At 69.2% G+C, this 16,459-nt stretch carries 14 protein-coding genes; 8 read left to right on the top strand and 6 right to left on the bottom strand.

Going from position 1 to position 16,459, the window contains the following annotated elements; translation table 11 throughout:
• Positions 1 to 82: 82 nt before the first annotated feature.
• The 3 genes from AB0M63_RS08980 to AB0M63_RS08990 all read right to left on the bottom strand — a co-directional run bounded on the left by AB0M63_RS08980 (position 83) and on the right by AB0M63_RS08990 (position 3,045).
• Positions 83 to 1,462, bottom strand: a complete 1,380-nt coding sequence (locus tag AB0M63_RS08980; protein ID WP_355902096.1) for a carotenoid oxygenase family protein — start codon at positions 1,460 to 1,462, stop codon at positions 83 to 85.
• A 201-nt stretch (positions 1,463 to 1,663) separates the two neighbouring features.
• Positions 1,664 to 2,314, bottom strand: coding sequence for an alpha/beta hydrolase (locus AB0M63_RS08985; RefSeq protein WP_366018998.1), 651 nt, complete (start codon positions 2,312 to 2,314; stop codon positions 1,664 to 1,666).
• 143 nt (positions 2,315 to 2,457) lie between these two features.
• On the bottom strand, positions 2,458 to 3,045 hold the full coding sequence (locus tag AB0M63_RS08990; RefSeq protein ID WP_366018914.1) for a hypothetical protein: 588 nt from the start codon (positions 3,043 to 3,045) through the stop codon (positions 2,458 to 2,460).
• Positions 3,046 to 3,506: 461 nt separating this feature from the next.
• Between AB0M63_RS08990 and AB0M63_RS08995 the strand changes: the two genes are divergently transcribed.
• The 8 genes from AB0M63_RS08995 to AB0M63_RS09030 all read left to right on the top strand — a co-directional run bounded on the left by AB0M63_RS08995 (position 3,507) and on the right by AB0M63_RS09030 (position 13,682).
• A complete protein-coding gene (locus AB0M63_RS08995) occupies positions 3,507 to 4,340 on the top strand; it encodes a PIG-L family deacetylase (RefSeq protein WP_355902102.1) in 834 nt (277 codons plus the stop codon).
• A gap of 10 nt (positions 4,341 to 4,350) precedes the next feature.
• Positions 4,351 to 5,310, top strand: coding sequence for a hypothetical protein (locus AB0M63_RS09000; protein ID WP_366018915.1), 960 nt, complete (start codon positions 4,351 to 4,353; stop codon positions 5,308 to 5,310).
• A 332-nt stretch (positions 5,311 to 5,642) separates the two neighbouring features.
• Positions 5,643 to 6,971, top strand: a complete 1,329-nt coding sequence (locus AB0M63_RS09005; protein WP_355902106.1) for an extracellular solute-binding protein — start codon at positions 5,643 to 5,645, stop codon at positions 6,969 to 6,971.
• A 1-nt stretch (position 6,972) separates the two neighbouring features.
• Positions 6,973 to 7,914: a sugar ABC transporter permease gene (locus AB0M63_RS09010; protein WP_366018916.1), complete on the top strand. Its 942-nt coding sequence runs from the start codon at positions 6,973 to 6,975 to the stop codon at positions 7,912 to 7,914.
• Entirely contained in the window at positions 7,911 to 8,744 is an 834-nt protein-coding gene (locus AB0M63_RS09015) for a carbohydrate ABC transporter permease (protein ID WP_355902110.1), read from the top strand. The genes AB0M63_RS09010 and AB0M63_RS09015 overlap by 4 nt, the downstream gene beginning before the upstream one ends.
• Positions 8,744 to 10,615, top strand: a complete 1,872-nt coding sequence (locus AB0M63_RS09020; protein WP_366018918.1) for a neutral/alkaline non-lysosomal ceramidase N-terminal domain-containing protein — start codon at positions 8,744 to 8,746, stop codon at positions 10,613 to 10,615. The genes AB0M63_RS09015 and AB0M63_RS09020 overlap by 1 nt, the downstream gene beginning before the upstream one ends.
• Before the next feature lie 11 nt (positions 10,616 to 10,626).
• On the top strand, positions 10,627 to 11,898 hold the full coding sequence (locus AB0M63_RS09025; RefSeq protein ID WP_366018919.1) for a hypothetical protein: 1,272 nt from the start codon (positions 10,627 to 10,629) through the stop codon (positions 11,896 to 11,898).
• Positions 11,899 to 12,233: 335 nt separating this feature from the next.
• Complete coding sequence (locus tag AB0M63_RS09030) at positions 12,234 to 13,682, top strand: hypothetical protein (protein ID WP_366018920.1); 1,449 nt, start codon at positions 12,234 to 12,236, stop codon at positions 13,680 to 13,682.
• Positions 13,683 to 13,746: 64 nt separating this feature from the next.
• On the opposite strand, the gene AB0M63_RS09035 is transcribed toward AB0M63_RS09030, so the two are convergent.
• The 3 genes from AB0M63_RS09035 to AB0M63_RS09045 all read right to left on the bottom strand — a co-directional run bounded on the left by AB0M63_RS09035 (position 13,747) and on the right by AB0M63_RS09045 (position 15,962).
• On the bottom strand, positions 13,747 to 14,835 hold the full coding sequence (locus AB0M63_RS09035; protein ID WP_366018921.1) for a tyrosine-type recombinase/integrase: 1,089 nt from the start codon (positions 14,833 to 14,835) through the stop codon (positions 13,747 to 13,749).
• A 60-nt stretch (positions 14,836 to 14,895) separates the two neighbouring features.
• Positions 14,896 to 15,102 (bottom strand): helix-turn-helix domain-containing protein, encoded by a 207-nt coding sequence (locus tag AB0M63_RS09040; protein ID WP_366018922.1) that lies wholly within the window; start codon positions 15,100 to 15,102, stop codon positions 14,896 to 14,898.
• Between the two features lie 233 nt (positions 15,103 to 15,335).
• On the bottom strand, positions 15,336 to 15,962 hold the full coding sequence (locus AB0M63_RS09045; protein WP_366018923.1) for a tyrosine-type recombinase/integrase: 627 nt from the start codon (positions 15,960 to 15,962) through the stop codon (positions 15,336 to 15,338).
• Positions 15,963 to 16,459: the final 497 nt, after the last annotated feature.

The raw sequence follows: 16,459 nt of genomic DNA on the forward strand, positions 1-16,459 counted from the left end.
ATGACCCCCGCGTGTCGGACCGAGGGGACCCTTGTCGAGGAAGATACGCCGCTACGGCTCCTCGTGGGCCCCCTCGGCCGTATCAGGCCTGCTCGGCGGGCTCTGGCTCGGGCAGCCAACTGCCGTGGAAGCCGGACGGGACCGGGTACGGCAGCTCCACGACCGCCTGCATCGAGAGGTCCGAGGCGTCGAGGACGAGCAGCTCGCCCGCCGCGCCGTCGTCGTCCGAGACGATCGACAGGAGCCAGCCCTCGTCCTCGCCGGTGGCGTCCGCCGCCGGCACGAAGACCGCCTCGCCGGAGTAGCGGCTGCCGGGCGTCTTGTGGACGTCACCGGTCTCGCGCGCGAGGTCGTGCTTGGAGATGCCGTCGCCGTTGACGGTGTAGAGGTAGCGGTTCGGGCGCCCGGTGAGGGTCTCGTTGTGGGTGGGGAACTCGGCCTCGCGGTCGTCCAGTTGGGACTCGAAGACACGGCCATCGGCCGGGTCCAGGATCCACCGGTACAGGACGGACGCGGGCTGGGAGCGGCCCGGTTCCCCGGCAGGCACGGTCGGGACGCCCGGTCCGGTGGGTCCGCCGATGTCGCCCCACACCTTCCGGAAACCGGCGTCGTCGTAGCGCACCGCGTCCAGCACGACCCGCCCCCGCGCGTCCTCATAGGCGTTGCCCACATGGAACACGTAGCAGGGATCGACGTCGAACCAGCGCACCTCGGTGGAGCCGGGTGCCCGCGACATGATCCCGATCCGGGCGCCGTACGCCTCGGCCCACCGGTAGGGCATGCCGCCGCGCCCGGCGAGGTCGGGGTCGAAGACGACCGGCAGGTCCATCCACACGATGTGGTGCTCGGTGATCGCGAAGTCGTGCATCATCGTCGGGCCCGGCACATCGACGGGCCGGCTGTCGAGCAGCTCGCCCGCCGGAGTCACCCGGTGGTAGGTGAGATAGGGCGGCGCGAACCCGGTCCCGAACAGGTGCAGTTCACCGGTGACCGGGTCCTCCTTGGGGTGCGCGGTCATCGCGGTGGTCAGTTTCCCACCGAAGTCGTACGGCCCTACGGTCTCCAACTCCGGGGTGACCCAGTAGGGAAGGCCCACCTCGCACAGGGCGAGGACGGTGTCGGCGTGCCGGATCACATGGGTGTTGGCGGGCGTGGCGGCCAGGTCGATGCCGCCGTCCGCGCGGACGAACGGATGACCCTCCAACTCCCTTGTACGGACCCACCTGTTGCGGTACCACTCGGCGCGCCCGGCCCGCAGCCGTATGCCGTGGAGCATGCCGGGTCCGGTGAACCAGTGCCCGTTGTCCTCTCCGGGCAGCGGGTTGGGCCCGTTGCGCAGATACCGGCCGTCCAGCTCGGGCGGCAGGGAGCCCCGCACGGTGAGTTCGGCGGCGGTGTACTCCTCGGGGACCGGGGCGTAGCGGCCCCGGAGATACAGGGGGACGGGTGTCTCGTTGGTCATGCTGCTTTCCTTGTCGAGGAGGAGAAAAAGGAGGAGGAGGAAGGGGACGGCTTGGCCACGCTCGCGAGGCCGCGACCCCGAACCACCTTGTTCCGGCCCGGAGTTGGCCGCGGCGGCGGACACCATTGGGGCGGGTCCGCCGTCGCGGTTGCGGCGGCCGTGCTGAGCACCGCGGCCGCCGCGCCTGTCGGTGGAGCAACCTCACGCGGTGGTGCCGGACGCCGCCTTCTTGATGAACGCGGCGACCTCGGCGGGCTTGGACACATACACGGCGTGGCTGCCGCCGGTCTCGGCCACCGTCGCCCCGGCCCGCTCGGCCATGAAGCGCTGGGCGGGCGGCGGGATCATGCGGTCGTCGGTGGCGACCAGATAGAAACTCGGCTTCGAGCGCCAGGCGGGTTCGCTGATCGCGCCGCCCAACGCGTCCAGTCCCCAGGGGACTTGGGAGTCCGCGAGGAACTGGGCGTCGGCGGCGGGCAGATCACCGGCGAAGGACGCGGCGAACTTCTCCCGGTCGAGGAAGAGGAAGCCGTCGACGGGCGGCAGGATCGGCGGCACGGGCGCGCCCGGCGGCGGGTCGGCGATGAGGGTGTTCACCGACTCGCCCTTGTCGGGCGCGAACGCCGTGATGTACACGAGCGTCGACACGTTCGGGTGGGTGCCGGCTTCGGAGATCACCGCGCCGCCGTAGGAGTGTCCGACCAGCACGGTCGGTCCTGGGCGTCGAGGACCCGCCGGGTCGTGGCGACGTCGCCTTCGAGGGAGAGCGTGGGGTTCTGGACGACGCTCACGTTGAACCCGTCGGCGCGGAGCGCGTCGTAGACGCCCCGCCAGCCCGAACCGTCGACGAATCCGCCGTGCACGAGAACGACGTTTTTTGCCGCGCCGGTTTCCTGTGTGGTGCTCACGATGCCAACTCCTTTGGTGGGGTGGGTGCTTGGTGCCGAGATGCGGGTAATTCGGGGGCCGGACAGGCTTGTTGCCCGCCCCTCCGGCTACGGAACGGACCGCACCGGCGGCTGAACCTGGGCCTGGGCCATGAGCCGTGCCTGGGCGCGGGCGGGATAGACCTTGGTGAAGATCGCGGGGCCGACGAGACCGGCGACATGGGCGGCGATGGCGACCCAGGCCGGAGCGTCCACCGCGCCGGAGACGGCCAGGCTGACGGCGATGAAGGTGAAGCCGGCTCCCCAGGCGCTGGTGATGTAGTTGTTGACCTGGACGAACTCCGGCATGTCCCAGTACTCGGGAGGCGTCTGCCGCTTGGCGATGCCCAGCGTGAAGGGGCTCCTGACCAGCAGGCTCCCCCAGGCGGTGGCACCCAGCCAGACGAAGGAGACGACGTCGGTGCGGTCGGCCAGCGACGAGTGCGGCCTGGCGACGGCGACGGCACCGATCACCACGAAGTACGCGACGGTGCTGATCTCCAGGATCAGCGCATCGAAGCCGACCCCGCGACGACGGTCCTGCAGCATGAGCAGCAGCCCCGAGACAAGACCTCCGAGCGCGCCCCAGCGCCAGTCGAAGGACGAGACGACACCGGCGACGATCCAGGGGACGAATCCGCGCAGATAACCCAGCATTGATTGTTTCCTCGGTGGAACGGAATGGACGCCGACTAGATGCGCGGCGCCTCTCGAAGTTCGAACTCTGCGATGTGACGCCCGTCACACCGCTACGGGTGAGCACGACCTGTCGAGAGGAGTTCCGATGTCACGCAAGAGCCGGCTACCGCGCACCACCAGGGCCGCACACGCCGCGGAAGGCGCGCCGCCCCGCCGAGGCGAAGATGCCGGACCGCATCTTGGGAGCGGGCCGAGGCCTTCGGAGGAAAAGGGATAGCGGGGACAGCTGGGGTAGCGGGTGCAGCGGGGTTCGAAGTGTCAAGGTGTTGAAGCGTTGACGTGCCGACATGTTCCGAGCGCGCCGGGAACAGCCGGTCCGTCCGGCACCGTTGCACCGACCGAGGGACGGGCACCGTCCGGACCGAGACACATTCCCCATATCTCACATACCCCACATATCTCCACAGGAGGACTGTCCCATGACCGACCGGCCCTTGACGCTCATGGCAGTGCACGCCCACCCCGACGACGAGGCCACCGGAACCGGAGGGGTCCTCGCGCGGTACGCGGCGGAAGGCATCCGCACGGTGCTCGTGACCTGTACCGACGGCGGTTGCGGTGACGGACCGGGAGGCGTCAAGCCGGGCGACCCCGGGCACGATCCCGCGGCCGTCGCCGTGCTGCGCCGACAGGAACTCGAAGCGAGCTGCGAGGTCCTCAAGATCAGCGACCTGGAAATGCTCGACTACGCCGACTCGGGGATGATGGGCTGGCCGAGCAACGACGCCCCCGGATCCTTCTGGCAGACCCCCGTGGAGGAAGGCGCGGCCCGACTCGCGGACCTCATGCGGCACTACCGCCCCGATGTGGTCGTCACCTACGACGAGAACGGCTTCTATGGCCACCCCGACCACATCCAGGCCCACCGCATCACGATGGCGGCGCTGGAGATGACCGAGCTGACGCCGAAGGTGTACTGGACGACGATTCCCCGCTCGGCGATGCGGCAGTTCGGCGAGATCATGCGCGAGTTCCACCCGGACATGCCGGAGCCGGACCCCGCCGAGGCCGCCGCGATGGCCGAGATCGGCCTCCCCGACGACGAGATCACCACATGGGTGGACACCACCGCGTTCAGCGGCCAGAAGTTCGACTCCCTGGCCGCGCACGCCAGTCAGGGCGAGAACATCTTCTTCCTCAGGATGGGCAAGGAGAGGTTCGGCGAGTTGATGGGCATCGAGACCTTCGTACGGGTCCAGGACGCCACCGGCGCGCCCGTACCCGAGAACGATCTCTTCGCCGGACTGCGCTGATCCGCCCGCTGTGAAGGTCGAAATCCAGCCGGACGTACACGACATCGCCGCCCGGCTCGGCGGAGGCGTTCCCTACGCACTGAAGACCGTCGCCGCCCGGCTGGCCGACGACCCGGACCTGGGCAGCCCCTCGGGGCTGCCCGGCATCCTGACCGTGACGGTCGACGGCGACCTGTTCGAGAACTGCCCCGACCTGTCCGTCGGTTACGTACGCGAGCCGGACCGTGTCGAACTCCGGTTTCTGAGTGCGGCACGCTCCACGGAAGCCCCCGCGCAGCAACAGGAGCAGGAGCAGGAAAAGCACCAGGACCAGGGCCAGGACCACCCAGACGACCCCGCTACCGCCGCGGTCACGGTCCGGGAAGTCGCCGATGCCTGGCATCGCATCACCGCCTGGCTGCGGTCCAACGCCCCCGACTCCTACGCCGCTCTCCGCCCCGGCGCCCGCCCGGCCGCCCTCGCCGCCGTGGAAGCGGCCCTCGGCATCCCCATACCCGTCGAACTGCGCACCCTGTGGCTGCTGACCGCCGGCGACGACGGCGCCGACGGCCGGGCCTGCCTTCCGGGCAACATGGCCCTGATGAACCTCGACGCCGTGGCCGCCCGCTACCGGCTGAAGGCAACCGCCCAGTCCCACCAGGACGCCCTCGACACCGGCCGCCCCGAGGAGGAGCGGATCACCGTATGGCAGGCGACCCGGATTCCGGTCATCGCCCTGAGCCCGACCGACAGCACCTCGGGCCTCTACCTGGACACCGCGACCGGCTACCTGGGCTCCTGGTCCCGCTACAACGAACCCCCCGGCGACGAACTCGACACACTGGTCACCTACTTGGAAGAGACCGCCGACATGCTCGAAACCCCGGCCCTCGCCACGCGGGACCAACCGGGCCTGATCGACGGAACGTTGGTGTGGCTCAGCGGCGTCGACCCCGCTCGGGAAAGCGGATGGCGACCGGTGACCGGCTGACCGACCCCCAACTGCCGGCCGTCGCCACCTCATGCTGCGTGCGGCCCCCCTTCGCCCACAACAGCCCGCGCACAGACTCACAGCGTCCGCGGCGCAGCCTCAGCTTGCGCGTCGTACGGGTTGACAGCGCCGCACGGCCCTCGCACGCGGTCCGGGCGTGCGTACGACTTCCGTACCTGCGTCAGGAGCCCGACCGGGGTTGGATTCAAAGGTCGAGGACAAAGGCCGCCGAACGCGCAACTTAAGCGTTCACTCCGCAGGTGGCCGAAGTCGGCCGAGTGCGCTCTAACGTGACGCCCCGCCACGGGAGCCGCTCGACGTGAGGACGGGACATGGGAAATTTCAGGGGACGACGGGGAGCGCTCGCCGCGATGCTCGCCTTCGGGCTGGCCGCGGTGTCCGCCTGTTCCGGGGGCGGAACCGCCGCCCAGTCGGGCAAGGTCGCGAACACCGAGGGGGCGGCGCCGAAGGGCGTGACGCTCACGCTGTGGCACAACACCGCCGACTCGCAGGCGCTGCTCGACCTCTACAAGGCGTACGAGAAGAAGTCCGGCAACACGATCAAGCTCGTCGACATCCCCGCCGACAGCTTCCCCAGCACCGTGCAGACCAAGTGGGCGACCGGGGCCCGCCCCGACATCCTGGAGTGGCACGGGAACCGGACCGACGCGCTCTCGCTGAACGCCGCCGGCACCATGCTCGACCTCAGCAAGCTCGCCTTCGTGGCGAAGGAGGGCGACCTCGCCACGGTGTCCGGCAGCGTGGGCGGCAAGACCTACGCGGCGACCATCGGCGCCCTGTCGATATCGGGGATCTTCTACAACAAGCAGGTCTTCACGAAGGCCGGACTCCAACCCCCGCAGACCTACGACGACTTGGCCGCCGACTGCAAGGTCCTCAAGGCGAAGACACCCGGCGTCGCCCCGCTGTTCGAGGCGGGCGGCTCCCAGTGGCCGCCGCAGATCCTCAGCGCCTTCAACTACCTGGCCGAGTCCAACGACAACCAGGCGTACGACACGTCGGTCCTCAACGGCAAGGCGAAACTCAGCGACTCCGACGGCCCGTTCGTGGCCGGGCTGACCGCCTACGACAAGCTGCGCACGGCCGGCTGCTTCAACTCCGACCGCACCACGGCCAAGTGGGAGGACCAGATGAAGGCGGTCCTCGACGGCAAGGCCGCGATGGTGGCGCAGAACTCCGACAGCATCGGCCTGCTGAACTCCGACGCGAACGGCGACAGCGCCAAGGTCGACAAGTCCGTTGGATTCGTGGGGGTTTCGGCGACCAAGGGAGTGGCCACCTACGCGCCCAGCCCGCTCGGCACCTACTACGTCCCGAGCACCGGCAACTCCGAGAAGGAACGGGCGGCGGTCGACTTCATCGAGTTCGCGACCGGCGCCGGATACGCCGACTACATCAAGGAGGCGAAGATCATCCCCACCCTCTCGGGCACCGAGACCCCCGCGTTGCAGGGCCTGCTCCAGGACGTGAAGAAGGCGTACGACCAGGGAGCAACCCTCTCCTTCAACTCCGAGATCCCCGGTTTCGGCAACTTCGGGCCCGAGTCCTCCAAGCTGCTGGCCGACCAGGAGTCACCGCAGCAGGTGGCCGACAAGATGCAGGCGTTCTACCAGCAGGCCGCGGCCGCGGCGAAGCAGTGACATGACGGTGAACAAGGCCACGATCGCGGTCCGGCCGCTGGACAAGCGCCGGCCCGCGGGCCGCTCCCTGTCATATACACGGCGCAGGACCTACCAGTACGCCTTCGCCCTGCCCGCCATCTGCCTGGTGTTCGTGTTCTTCGTCCTGCCGTTCGTCGCCAACGCGTTCTTCGCCTTCGTGCAGTGGACGGGCTACAGCTCCACCCTGACCTGGACGGGCCTGAGCAACTTCCAACTGCTCGACCAGGTCGGTCTCCTCCGGCACGCGATCACGGTGACGGCGATCTACGCGGTCACGGCGATGGTGGTGCAGAACGGTGTAGGTCTCGTCCTCGCCACCGCCCTGCAGCGGACCAGCCGGATCAACTCCGTGTTCCGGTCGGTGTTCTTCGTGCCCGTGCTGATCTCGCCGCTGGCCGCCGGCTACATCTGGGCGGCGGTCCTGGACGACCGCGGACCGGCGAACGCGTTCCTGTCGGCGGTGCTGCCGGGCGACTTCCACTATGCCTGGCTCGGGCACGACACCTCGGCGCTGCTGACCGTCGCCTCCATCGACGCGTGGAAGCTGAGCGGACTGGTCACACTGGTGTACATCGCCGGTCTGAACCGCATCCCCGAACAGGTCCTCCAGGCGGCGACGTTGGACGGCGCGGGCGCCTGGCGACGGTTCTGGTCGATCAAGCTGCCGCTGCTGGCACCGGCCGTCACCTTCAATGTCACCGTCTCACTGGTCGGCGCGTTCAGCGCGCTCGACGTGGTCTTCTCGACGACCGCCGGCGGCCCGGGCGATGCGACGACCCTGCTGAACGTGGCCGTCTACACCCAGTACGGGCAGAGCTTCTTCGGTACGGCGAGCGCGCTGAGCTTCGTCGTGACCCTGATGGTGATCCTCACCGCCGTCCCGATGATGAGCTGGCTGCGCCGGCGAGAGGTACCGATGTGAACACGAACGCCGTACGCACCGGGGTGCGTTACCTGCTGCTGACGCTCTTCGCGATCCCCTGGATCGTCGTGCCGTTCTGGCTGCTGATCGTCAACTCCCTGAAGACGGAGGGGGATTCGAGCGTCCTGTCACTGGCCTGGCCCGAGCACTTCAACGGCGGCGCCAACTACCGCACGGTGATCGAGCAGGGGTCGTACTTCCTCGGACTGCGCAACAGCGCGCTGATGGCCGTGCCGACGATCCTCGCCGTACTGCTGCTGGGGTCGATGGCAGCCTGGTCGTACGCGCGGTCCGCCTCGCGGCCGCTGCGGTTCGCGTACTACACCTCGGCGCTGTCCATCGTGCTGCCGCCCGCGATCGTCCCGACGATCTATGTGCTGACCCGACTCGGCATCAACGGGACGCAGTTGGGCTACATGCTGGTGATCGCCGGGACCCGGCTCGGGGTGGTGGTCTTCCTGGCGACCGGGTTCGTGCGGACGCTGCCGCACGACTTCGAGGAGGCCGCGCAGATCGACGGCGCGAACCGCTGGCAGGTCTACTGGCGGATCGTGCTGCCCATGCTCACCCCGGTGCTGTTCACCAGCGCGGTGATGCTGATCATCTCGGTGTGGAACGACTTCTACTTCGCGCTGTTCCTGCTGCGCGGCTCGGAGCGGGCCACGCTGCCGCTGACGCTGTACCAGTTCGCGTCGACGTCCACGCACGGCGTGAGCTGGAACCTGGTCTTCGCCCATGTCGTCCTCACCAGCCTGCCACTCGTCCTCGTCTACGCGGTACTGCAACGACGCGTCCTGGGCGGCCTCACCGAAGGGGGCGTGACCGGCTGATGCGCCTGAGTCCGCCGGACAGCACGAACGCCGAACAGGCCCGCTTGCGCGCGGCGATCACGGACCGCCGCGGCGCGGTGCGCGGCCCCTTCGAGGCACTGCTGCGCAGCCCCCGCCCGGGCGGCCTGGTGGAGGAGCTGAGCACGTACTGCGCCCGGGAGTCCGCCCTTCCGGAGCGGCTGCGCGAGCTGGCCCTTCTGATCGTCGCACGCCGTTTCGACGCCCAGCACTCCTGGCTGGCCCACATCGGCAAGGCGGTCGCGGCCGGTGTCGACCCCGCCGCGCTGGAGCGGCTGGCGCGCGACGAGCCCCCAGGGTTCTGCCGCGCCGACGAGGCGGTCCTGCACCGGTTCGCCGTCCAGGCCCTGACGGACCACTTCGTCGACGACGACACCTATGCCGCCGCGCTGACGGAGTTCGGCGAACAGGGCCTCGTCGACCTGGTGATCGCGCTCGGCACCTTCACGACCCTGGCCCTGGTCCTCAACGCCTTCGAGGTGGACCTGCCGCCCGACCGCGAACCCCCCTTCCCCGATGTGCGCGGCTTCCGTCGCGGGGACCACCCACTCTCTGCTCCAGGAGAACCCTTGACCGCCCCCGTCCGCGAAGAGCCCCCGACGTCCGGCCGGTTGCGGGCCGGTGTCACCCGGACCGACATCACCCCCACGGACCTGACCGGCCTGCATCCCATGCCCGGCGCCTTCTCCGGTGTGCACGACCCCCTGTTCCTGCGCGCCCTGTACCTGGACGACGGTGAGACCGAGGTAGCCCTGGTCTCGCTCGACCTGATCGAGGCGGGTGACATCACCCCGCTCCGCGAGCGGATCGAGCGGGAACTCGGCATCCCGGCCGACCACGTGGTGATCACGGCGACGCACACCCACAACGCGCCCCGGATCGCGGACGTCTCACCGGGCGCGCTGGCGCACGCGGGCGGCCCGGAGTCGTTCGCGTACACCGAGATCGTCTACGACCGTGTCGTCGCCGCGCTCCGCGAGGCCCGGGCCGACGCCCGCCCGGCCCGCTTCGGTGTGGGCAGCGGCAGCGCGGACGTCAACATCAACCGCGAGGAGTACGCCGACGGCCGCTGGACCCTGGGCCGCGACCCGGACGGCCCCTCGGACAAGACGGTGTGGGTGCTGAAGTTCGAGTCGGAGGACGGCGAGCCGATCGCCGTCCTGGTCACCTACGCGGTGCACTCCACCGTGGTGTTCGGCACCGGGGAGATCAGCGGGGACCTGGCCGGAGCGGCCTGCCGCCATGTCGAGCGCACGCTGCGGGAGGAGCACGGTACCGACGCGGTGGCCGTGTGGATGCCGGGCGCGCTCGGCGACCAGGCGCCCCGTATCGATCTCGGTCTCCCGTTCGGGGTCGCCCCGACCGAGCGCCAACGGGCCCGCGCCTACGCGGCGATGGACGCCCAGGGTCTGATCGTCGGCACCGAGGTGCTGCGAGTGGCGGACCGGATCGGCGAGACCTCCTCCGACATCCGGATCCGGGCCGGGCAGCGCACGGTCCACTGCCCGGTGAAGGCCGGACACGAGGTCATGGAGACCATGCGACAGGAGGCCGTCGACACCGTGCCGCTGCGCCTGGCCCTGGTCGCGCTCGACGACGTGGCACTGACCGGGGTCTCCGGCGAGGTCGTCACCGAGGTCTACCGGCGGCTCCAGGCCGAGTCGCCGCTCGCCCGCACCCTGCTGGTCTCCCTCGCCAACGACCGCATCGGCTACCTCCCCGACGACGCCCGCTTCGACCGCCCGGTGCACTCCGTCAACGGCTGCCCGATCGCCCGAGGACACGCCGAGAACGCCATCGTGGAGGGGCTCGTCGGCCTGATCACGGGCCTGGTCTCCGGCGGACGGGGCTGACCGCCGTGTCCATGGCCGAAGCCTCCTTCACCGCGGGCGCCGGCAAGGCCGCCGTGCGGCTGCCGGACTCCCTGTTCCCGGTGGACGGGTTCACCTCGGTCCACGATCCGCTCCACGTCCGGGTACTCGTCCTGGACGACGGCCGGACGCGGCTCGCGCTGACCGTGCTCGACCAGACCTCGGTCTCCGACGAGCAGCTCGCGCGGACCAGGGAGATCGTCCACCGTGTCGGCGCGGTGGATCCGCTCGACTGTCTGGTGGTGGCGAGCCACACCTTCTCGGCGCCGCACGTGCTGCCGCCCGAGCGTGCCCCGCAGGCCGAGCGGGAGCGCAACGGCCGCCTCGCCCGCGCCGTGGACGCCGCGGTGGCGCGGGCCACCGCCGAGGCCCGCCGGACCCTGCGCCCCGCACGCACCGGCTTCGGCCGCGGCTCCTGCCGTATCGCGGTCCAGCGCGATGTGGCCACCCCGCACGGCTGGTGGCTCGGCGCCGACGACGCAGGACCGACCGACGACGGCGTGGGGGTAGTGCGGATCGACGGCGCCGACGGCCGTCCCGTCGCCGTACTCGTCAACTACGCGGTGCAGCCGTCCGTGATGAACGGCTCGACGGCCCGGGAGGGCGGCCGCCAGGTCACCGCCGACCTGGCGGGCGCGGCCTGCGGCCGGATCGAGGAGCGGTACGGGGACGGCACGGTGGCGCTGTTCCTGGTCGGCGCGGCGGGCGACCAGGCGCCGTACCTCACCGCCGTACGCACCACGGTCGACGACAGCGCAACACCACGGCGGACCGACGCCCACGAGGGCGGCCACCTGCTGGCGGAACTGCTCGGCGAGCGACTCGCGGACGAGACGGTCCGGGTCGCCGACCGCATCCGTACCACGGTCCCGGCCACCCCCCTGCGCGTGGTCCACGACCGGGTGCGGGTCCCCGCCCAGGTACCGCCCGCCGGCCTGCACGCCCTGCACCCGAGCACGCGCTACGCCTTCACCCCGGACGGCACCACCGAGGCACCGTTCGTGCTGGCCCGAATCGGCGAGACCGTCCTCGCCGGCGTCCAGGCCGAGCTCAACGCCCGCACGGGCAGCGCCCTGAAGGACGCCTCGCCGTTCCCCGCCACCTGCGTCGTCACCATGGTCAACGGCGCCGCCAAGTACATGGCGGACGCCGACGCCTACGACCGGATCACCTACGGCGCGATGAACTCCCGCTACGGCAGGGGAGCCGCGGAGACCGTCGTCGCACGGATCGTGGAGGTGCTGCGCTCGCCGGGGGCGGTCTGAGCCCTAGCTCAGGAGCTCTTGGCGACCGGCTCGAGGATCGCCACGCACTCCACATGATGAGTCATCGGAAAGATATCGGCCTGGGCGAAGTCCAAAGAACATGCAGGTCAAGGGCTGTTTTTCGGTTCTGTCGAGGGGTCGTAAGAGGCTCGGAGCGTCAAACGAGCGTCACGGTGGAGAAACGGCGACGCCGCACGGCGGTACACCTGCCGAAGCACTCGCCGCGGCCAGGATCAGCCTGAGGCACTCATATGGGCGACCTTCGCACGGTGAGAGGGGAATCGCCGCCCTATGTTGGCCTTCCCGCCCGCGTGCCGTCGAGTGGAGCCGGATTCGTGAAGTACGCGTTGACGAAGCCGCAGACCGACCTGCTCCGCGAAATCGCGGCTGCTTCCAGTGCGATGCCCATTCCGCCTGCCCGGACCCAGACAGCCTGGGCCCTGGAGCAGCGCAAACTGATCAAGAGGACCTGGCGCGGCAGCGGACACGTCGCGGTGGTCACTGCGGACGGCCGCTACTACCTCAAACACGGCAAGCACCCCCAGCAGGTGCAGTCCGAGAAAGAACGGCTGGAGGGCGATGCCGCCCAAGCCGCCCGCGCTCCGGCCGACGGGGCCGAGTTGATCTCCCGTCTGCAGGCGGCTTCGGGGAAGATCACGGTTCCCGATCCGGCTGCTCAGACCCGGGGTCGGTGGCGGGCTGCGTACTACGACGCACTCCACCATGAGCATGTCCCGGAGGGACACAAGCTGCGGTGGAACGGCCGGCAACGCGGCGACTGTGTCTTCGCCCTGGTCGACGAGGAGGCCGAGAAGGCAGCCCAGCCTCCCCCGGTTCCAGCCGTCGACGTTCCGGAGACCCTGGATCGCCCTCATCGTCTCGTTCGTACAACACGCAAGGCCCTCGGCCGGTCCCAGAACGTGATCGACACCCGGGGCAAGCCGGAAGTCATTCCGCTGTACCTGTCGCGTCCGCTCGCCGACCGGGCCCTGCGGATCATGCACGCGCTGTTGACCGAGGCGGAGAACCGTGGCTACACGGTCGAGGCCCAGAGCGACCTGCACCGCGGTGAAGCCGTGCACACGGTGGCGATTGTGATCCGGGGCCGGGCCTTTCCTCTCGCCCTCACGGAGCGAACGTCCAAGGTGCCGCATGAGCCGACCCCCCAGGAACTGCGCCAGCAGGAGCGCAACCCCTGGACTCGCCTGCCCAAGTACGACGAGGAGTTCAACGGCCGCCTCGCCCTCGGCGCGCCCACCGGAAGCTGGTATCAGCATTCGTACTCCTACAGCGACGGCGCGCGGTGGACGCTGGAGTCGCGGCTGGGACATCTCCTGCAGGATCTCGAACGCCTCGCAGCGGAAACCGAACGCCGGGAGCAGGAGAAGGAACTGCGCGAGGCCGAAGAACGGCGGCGCTGGTACGCGGCCGTCGCCCGGGCTCGCGAGCAGCAGATCGAGCAGCATCGCGCGAATGCCCTCATCGAGCAGGTACGAACCTGGCAGCAGGCCGCCAAGATCCGTGCCTTCTGCCAAGCCGCCCGCGCCCAAGCCGACGACACACCAGCTGCGACGGACGAGACGGAGTGGCTGGAGTGGGCCGAGGCGTACGCGGAACAACTCGACCCGCTGCAGGGCCCGTTGCGCACACCGCCGGATCCCCCAGATGGACGGGAGGTGCTGCGCGAGTTGGCGAAGGTCGATGCCCACGCCTATCCATGGCCGTTCGACACCGACGGTCGCTGGACGCTTCCCGACGACCGGCCAACCGACCCGCTCCCTTAGCCCTCAGCCTGTCCTGCCCACAAACACCTTCGCCCTGTCCACGAAGGACAGGGCGAAGAATCGTTTACGCGGCGATGGTGAGCGGGGTTTCCATACGCTCCCATGCTCCGAGAACAGCCTTGTGGGCGTCCGGCTGGAGGTGGGCGTAGCGCTGGGTGGTCTGGAAGCTCTCGTGGCCGAGGAGGTGCTGGACCTCGTAGAGCGAGACTCCCTTCTGGACCAGCCACGAGGCGCAGGTGTGGCGCATGGAATGGGGCGGGTAGTGCGGGACGAGCTGCAGCTCGCCGTCGTCGCCGAAGTGGTAGGCAGCCTCGACGGCAGGCCACCAGGTCTGCCGGCGCCAGTTGCTGTCGGCGAGCAGGCGCCCGGAGCGGCCCCTGGTGATGGTGGTGAAGACCACGGCGTCGCGGTCAAGCCGGTGGATGTGGCGTTCGAGAGCCTCCAGGACGTGGGGCGGGAGCGGCACCTCGCGGCGGCTCTTGGAGCTCTTGGGGTACTCCTTGATTCCGCTCTTGGTGTTGACCTCCACCACGAACAGGCGCGAGCGGCGGGTGTCGATGCGGTGGCGGTGCAGGCCGGAGAGCTCTCCCCAGCGCAGTCCGGTGTAGAAGCCGAGCAGGCACATCGTCCGCCAGGCGGGGGCGAGTCCGTCGAGGATGCTCTGCGCCTGGTCGGGCGTGAACCACTGCGGTGGTTTGACCGCGATGGGCGGCAGGTCGATGCTGCGGCACGGGCTCACCGCGATCACGTCGTCGTCGACCGCCGCGCGCATGATGGACGACGTCAGGTTGTAGGCCCGCTTGATCGCGGCAGGGCCTGCGCCCTTCTCGACCAGGGAGCGGATCCAGCTCTGGACGTCCATACGGGTGATGGCCCGCATCTCCCAGTCCGCCCAGTCGGGCATGACGTGGTTCTTGATGCTGGACGCGTCGCCCCGCAGGGTGTGGGGTTCGACGATGCGGGCGTTCCACCACCGGTCGTGCCACTCCCGGAACGCTATTTCGCCGGACCGCGGGTCGCGCATTCCTCCGCGGGCGAACTGGGTCTCCAGCTCGATGCCCCAGGCCCGCGCCTGGGCCTTGAGGGGGAAGGACTCGCTGAACCGGTCTCCGGCCCGGTTGCGTACGGTCGCCTGCCACTTGCCGGACTTCAATTTGCGCAGGTACGCGGTACTACTCCTTGTTCAACGGTGACGGAGGCCGCAACGGCCCAGTCAGCGGCGGGCTGCCGGAGGTACGACCGTCCGGCGGCTGATGAACTCGTCGAGATCCGCAGCCGGGACCCGCACGCGGGAGCGCCCTGGACCGGTACGGAGGTCAATGACCGGCAAATCGCCGGCGGCAATGAAGCGGTAGACGGTGCGGCGGTCGACGTCCAGGGCGGCGGCGACAGCGGGAATGGACAGCAGGCGCGCGGGCATGGGGAGGGTCCTTGGCGGTGGAATGGGTTGGTCGGCCAGGCGAGTCGGCAGCCGGGCCATCAGCCGGTACAGGGGCGAAGGTCAACCAGCCACTTCGGGCAATGGGACCAAGCCGGGGAACTTTGATTTCCTGTATGAGGGCGGCGGTCGGGGAAGAGCCGGCAACGCTCATGAGGGGAACGGCAGTTGACCCCCGCGTTCTGGGGGAAAGCCATCACGCGGGGCGAGAACTACTACCGGGATACGTCCGGAAGGACCGACACCATGGACAAGCGGTCCAAGTCGGTGTCGGCATTTTCCGTGCGGAAGCAATACGGGTACCGCATCGCAAGCCAACCCGGGGTCATGCCGGCCCACTCGGCAACCGTGGCGGCCGGGATGCCCATCCTCAGCCACTGCACCAGGCGGGAATCGCGGAGGATGGAAATGGGCTCCCCCAGGCGCCACTGGTACAGCTCGTCCTGCGGCAGGACGGCCTTTTGAGCCTGTTCCCAGATCTGCTTGTAGTCGGGAGCCGAGAGCGGCCCGCCTCGCCTACCGGGAAACAGTGAGTCGTCCTCCTGCAGACCAGCGTCGCTGATCCACTCACGAAGGAACTCGACGGACTGCGGCTGGAGGGGTATCTCCCTCGCCTTCCCCCTGCGACGGGCCGTCAACTTACCCCCGTCGCCCTCAGGGAGCTCCACGTCACTCACACGCAGTGCGCGAGCCTCACCCGCGAACAGAGCCTGCTCGGCCACGGTGCGCATGAAGGGGTACACCGAGCGATGGGCGCCCACGTTCCCATGAATCGCCTTGAGCAGCGATCCAACCTGCTCCTCGGAATGCGACCACTCTTCTTCCATGACTTCGACGTACATGGCTTTGAACTCCTCAGGAGAGACAACTGAATGCACCACGCGCAGATCAGCGCGACAGGTTCAATGGTCTGCAGAACCGCCGGTTTGGCCAACCGGCGATCGTCGGCTATGTTGCCCCCGCCTCCGCGCTCCCGGCATCCAACTGCACACAGGAACAGCGGGCCCAACCACACTTCTCCGAACCGCTCTAGGTTTGCTTGCTTCGCCGCGTTATTCCAGTCCGTTGCCCACCCAATGTGTCTGCCGTCGGCGAATCAACGCGATCAAGCAACGGGTAGGAGCACCACTGCCAGCGCGCCAAAGGTTCTCCCGTATGAGGTGCTGGCAATTGGCCGGGCAGTGGAACCCCGATCGACACCACCAGACGGCTGTTGATCTCGATTGCGAGTTGCAGGTAGGTCTGGACGTCCCCGCGCCGCCCCGGTCCGATTGACACGACACCACCTCTACAGCCTATTCATGGGCGATTCAGCTGAAATGCCCATTTATTGATGATC

This window comes from Streptomyces sp. NPDC051576 (assembly GCF_040681835.1).
GTDB lineage: Bacteria > Actinomycetota > Actinomycetes > Streptomycetales > Streptomycetaceae > Streptomyces.

What these genes read in the sequence shown, in the direction of transcription:
- AB0M63_RS08980 (WP_355902096.1), bottom strand. Translation starts at nt 1,462, where the DNA reads ATGACCAACGAGACACCCGTCCCCCTGTATCTCCGGGGCCGCTACGCC.
- AB0M63_RS08990 (WP_366018914.1), bottom strand. Translation starts at nt 3,045, where the DNA reads ATGCTGGGTTATCTGCGCGGATTCGTCCCCTGGATCGTCGCCGGTGTC.
- AB0M63_RS08995 (WP_355902102.1), top strand. Translation starts at nt 3,507, where the DNA reads ATGACCGACCGGCCCTTGACGCTCATGGCAGTGCACGCCCACCCCGAC.
- AB0M63_RS09005 (WP_355902106.1), top strand. Translation starts at nt 5,643, where the DNA reads ATGGGAAATTTCAGGGGACGACGGGGAGCGCTCGCCGCGATGCTCGCC.
- AB0M63_RS09010 (WP_366018916.1), top strand. Translation starts at nt 6,973, where the DNA reads ATGACGGTGAACAAGGCCACGATCGCGGTCCGGCCGCTGGACAAGCGC.
- AB0M63_RS09020 (WP_366018918.1), top strand. Translation starts at nt 8,744, where the DNA reads ATGCGCCTGAGTCCGCCGGACAGCACGAACGCCGAACAGGCCCGCTTG.
- AB0M63_RS09025 (WP_366018919.1), top strand. Translation starts at nt 10,627, where the DNA reads ATGGCCGAAGCCTCCTTCACCGCGGGCGCCGGCAAGGCCGCCGTGCGG.
- AB0M63_RS09040 (WP_366018922.1), bottom strand. Translation starts at nt 15,102, where the DNA reads ATGCCCGCGCGCCTGCTGTCCATTCCCGCTGTCGCCGCCGCCCTGGAC.
- AB0M63_RS09045 (WP_366018923.1), bottom strand. Translation starts at nt 15,962, where the DNA reads ATGTACGTCGAAGTCATGGAAGAAGAGTGGTCGCATTCCGAGGAGCAG.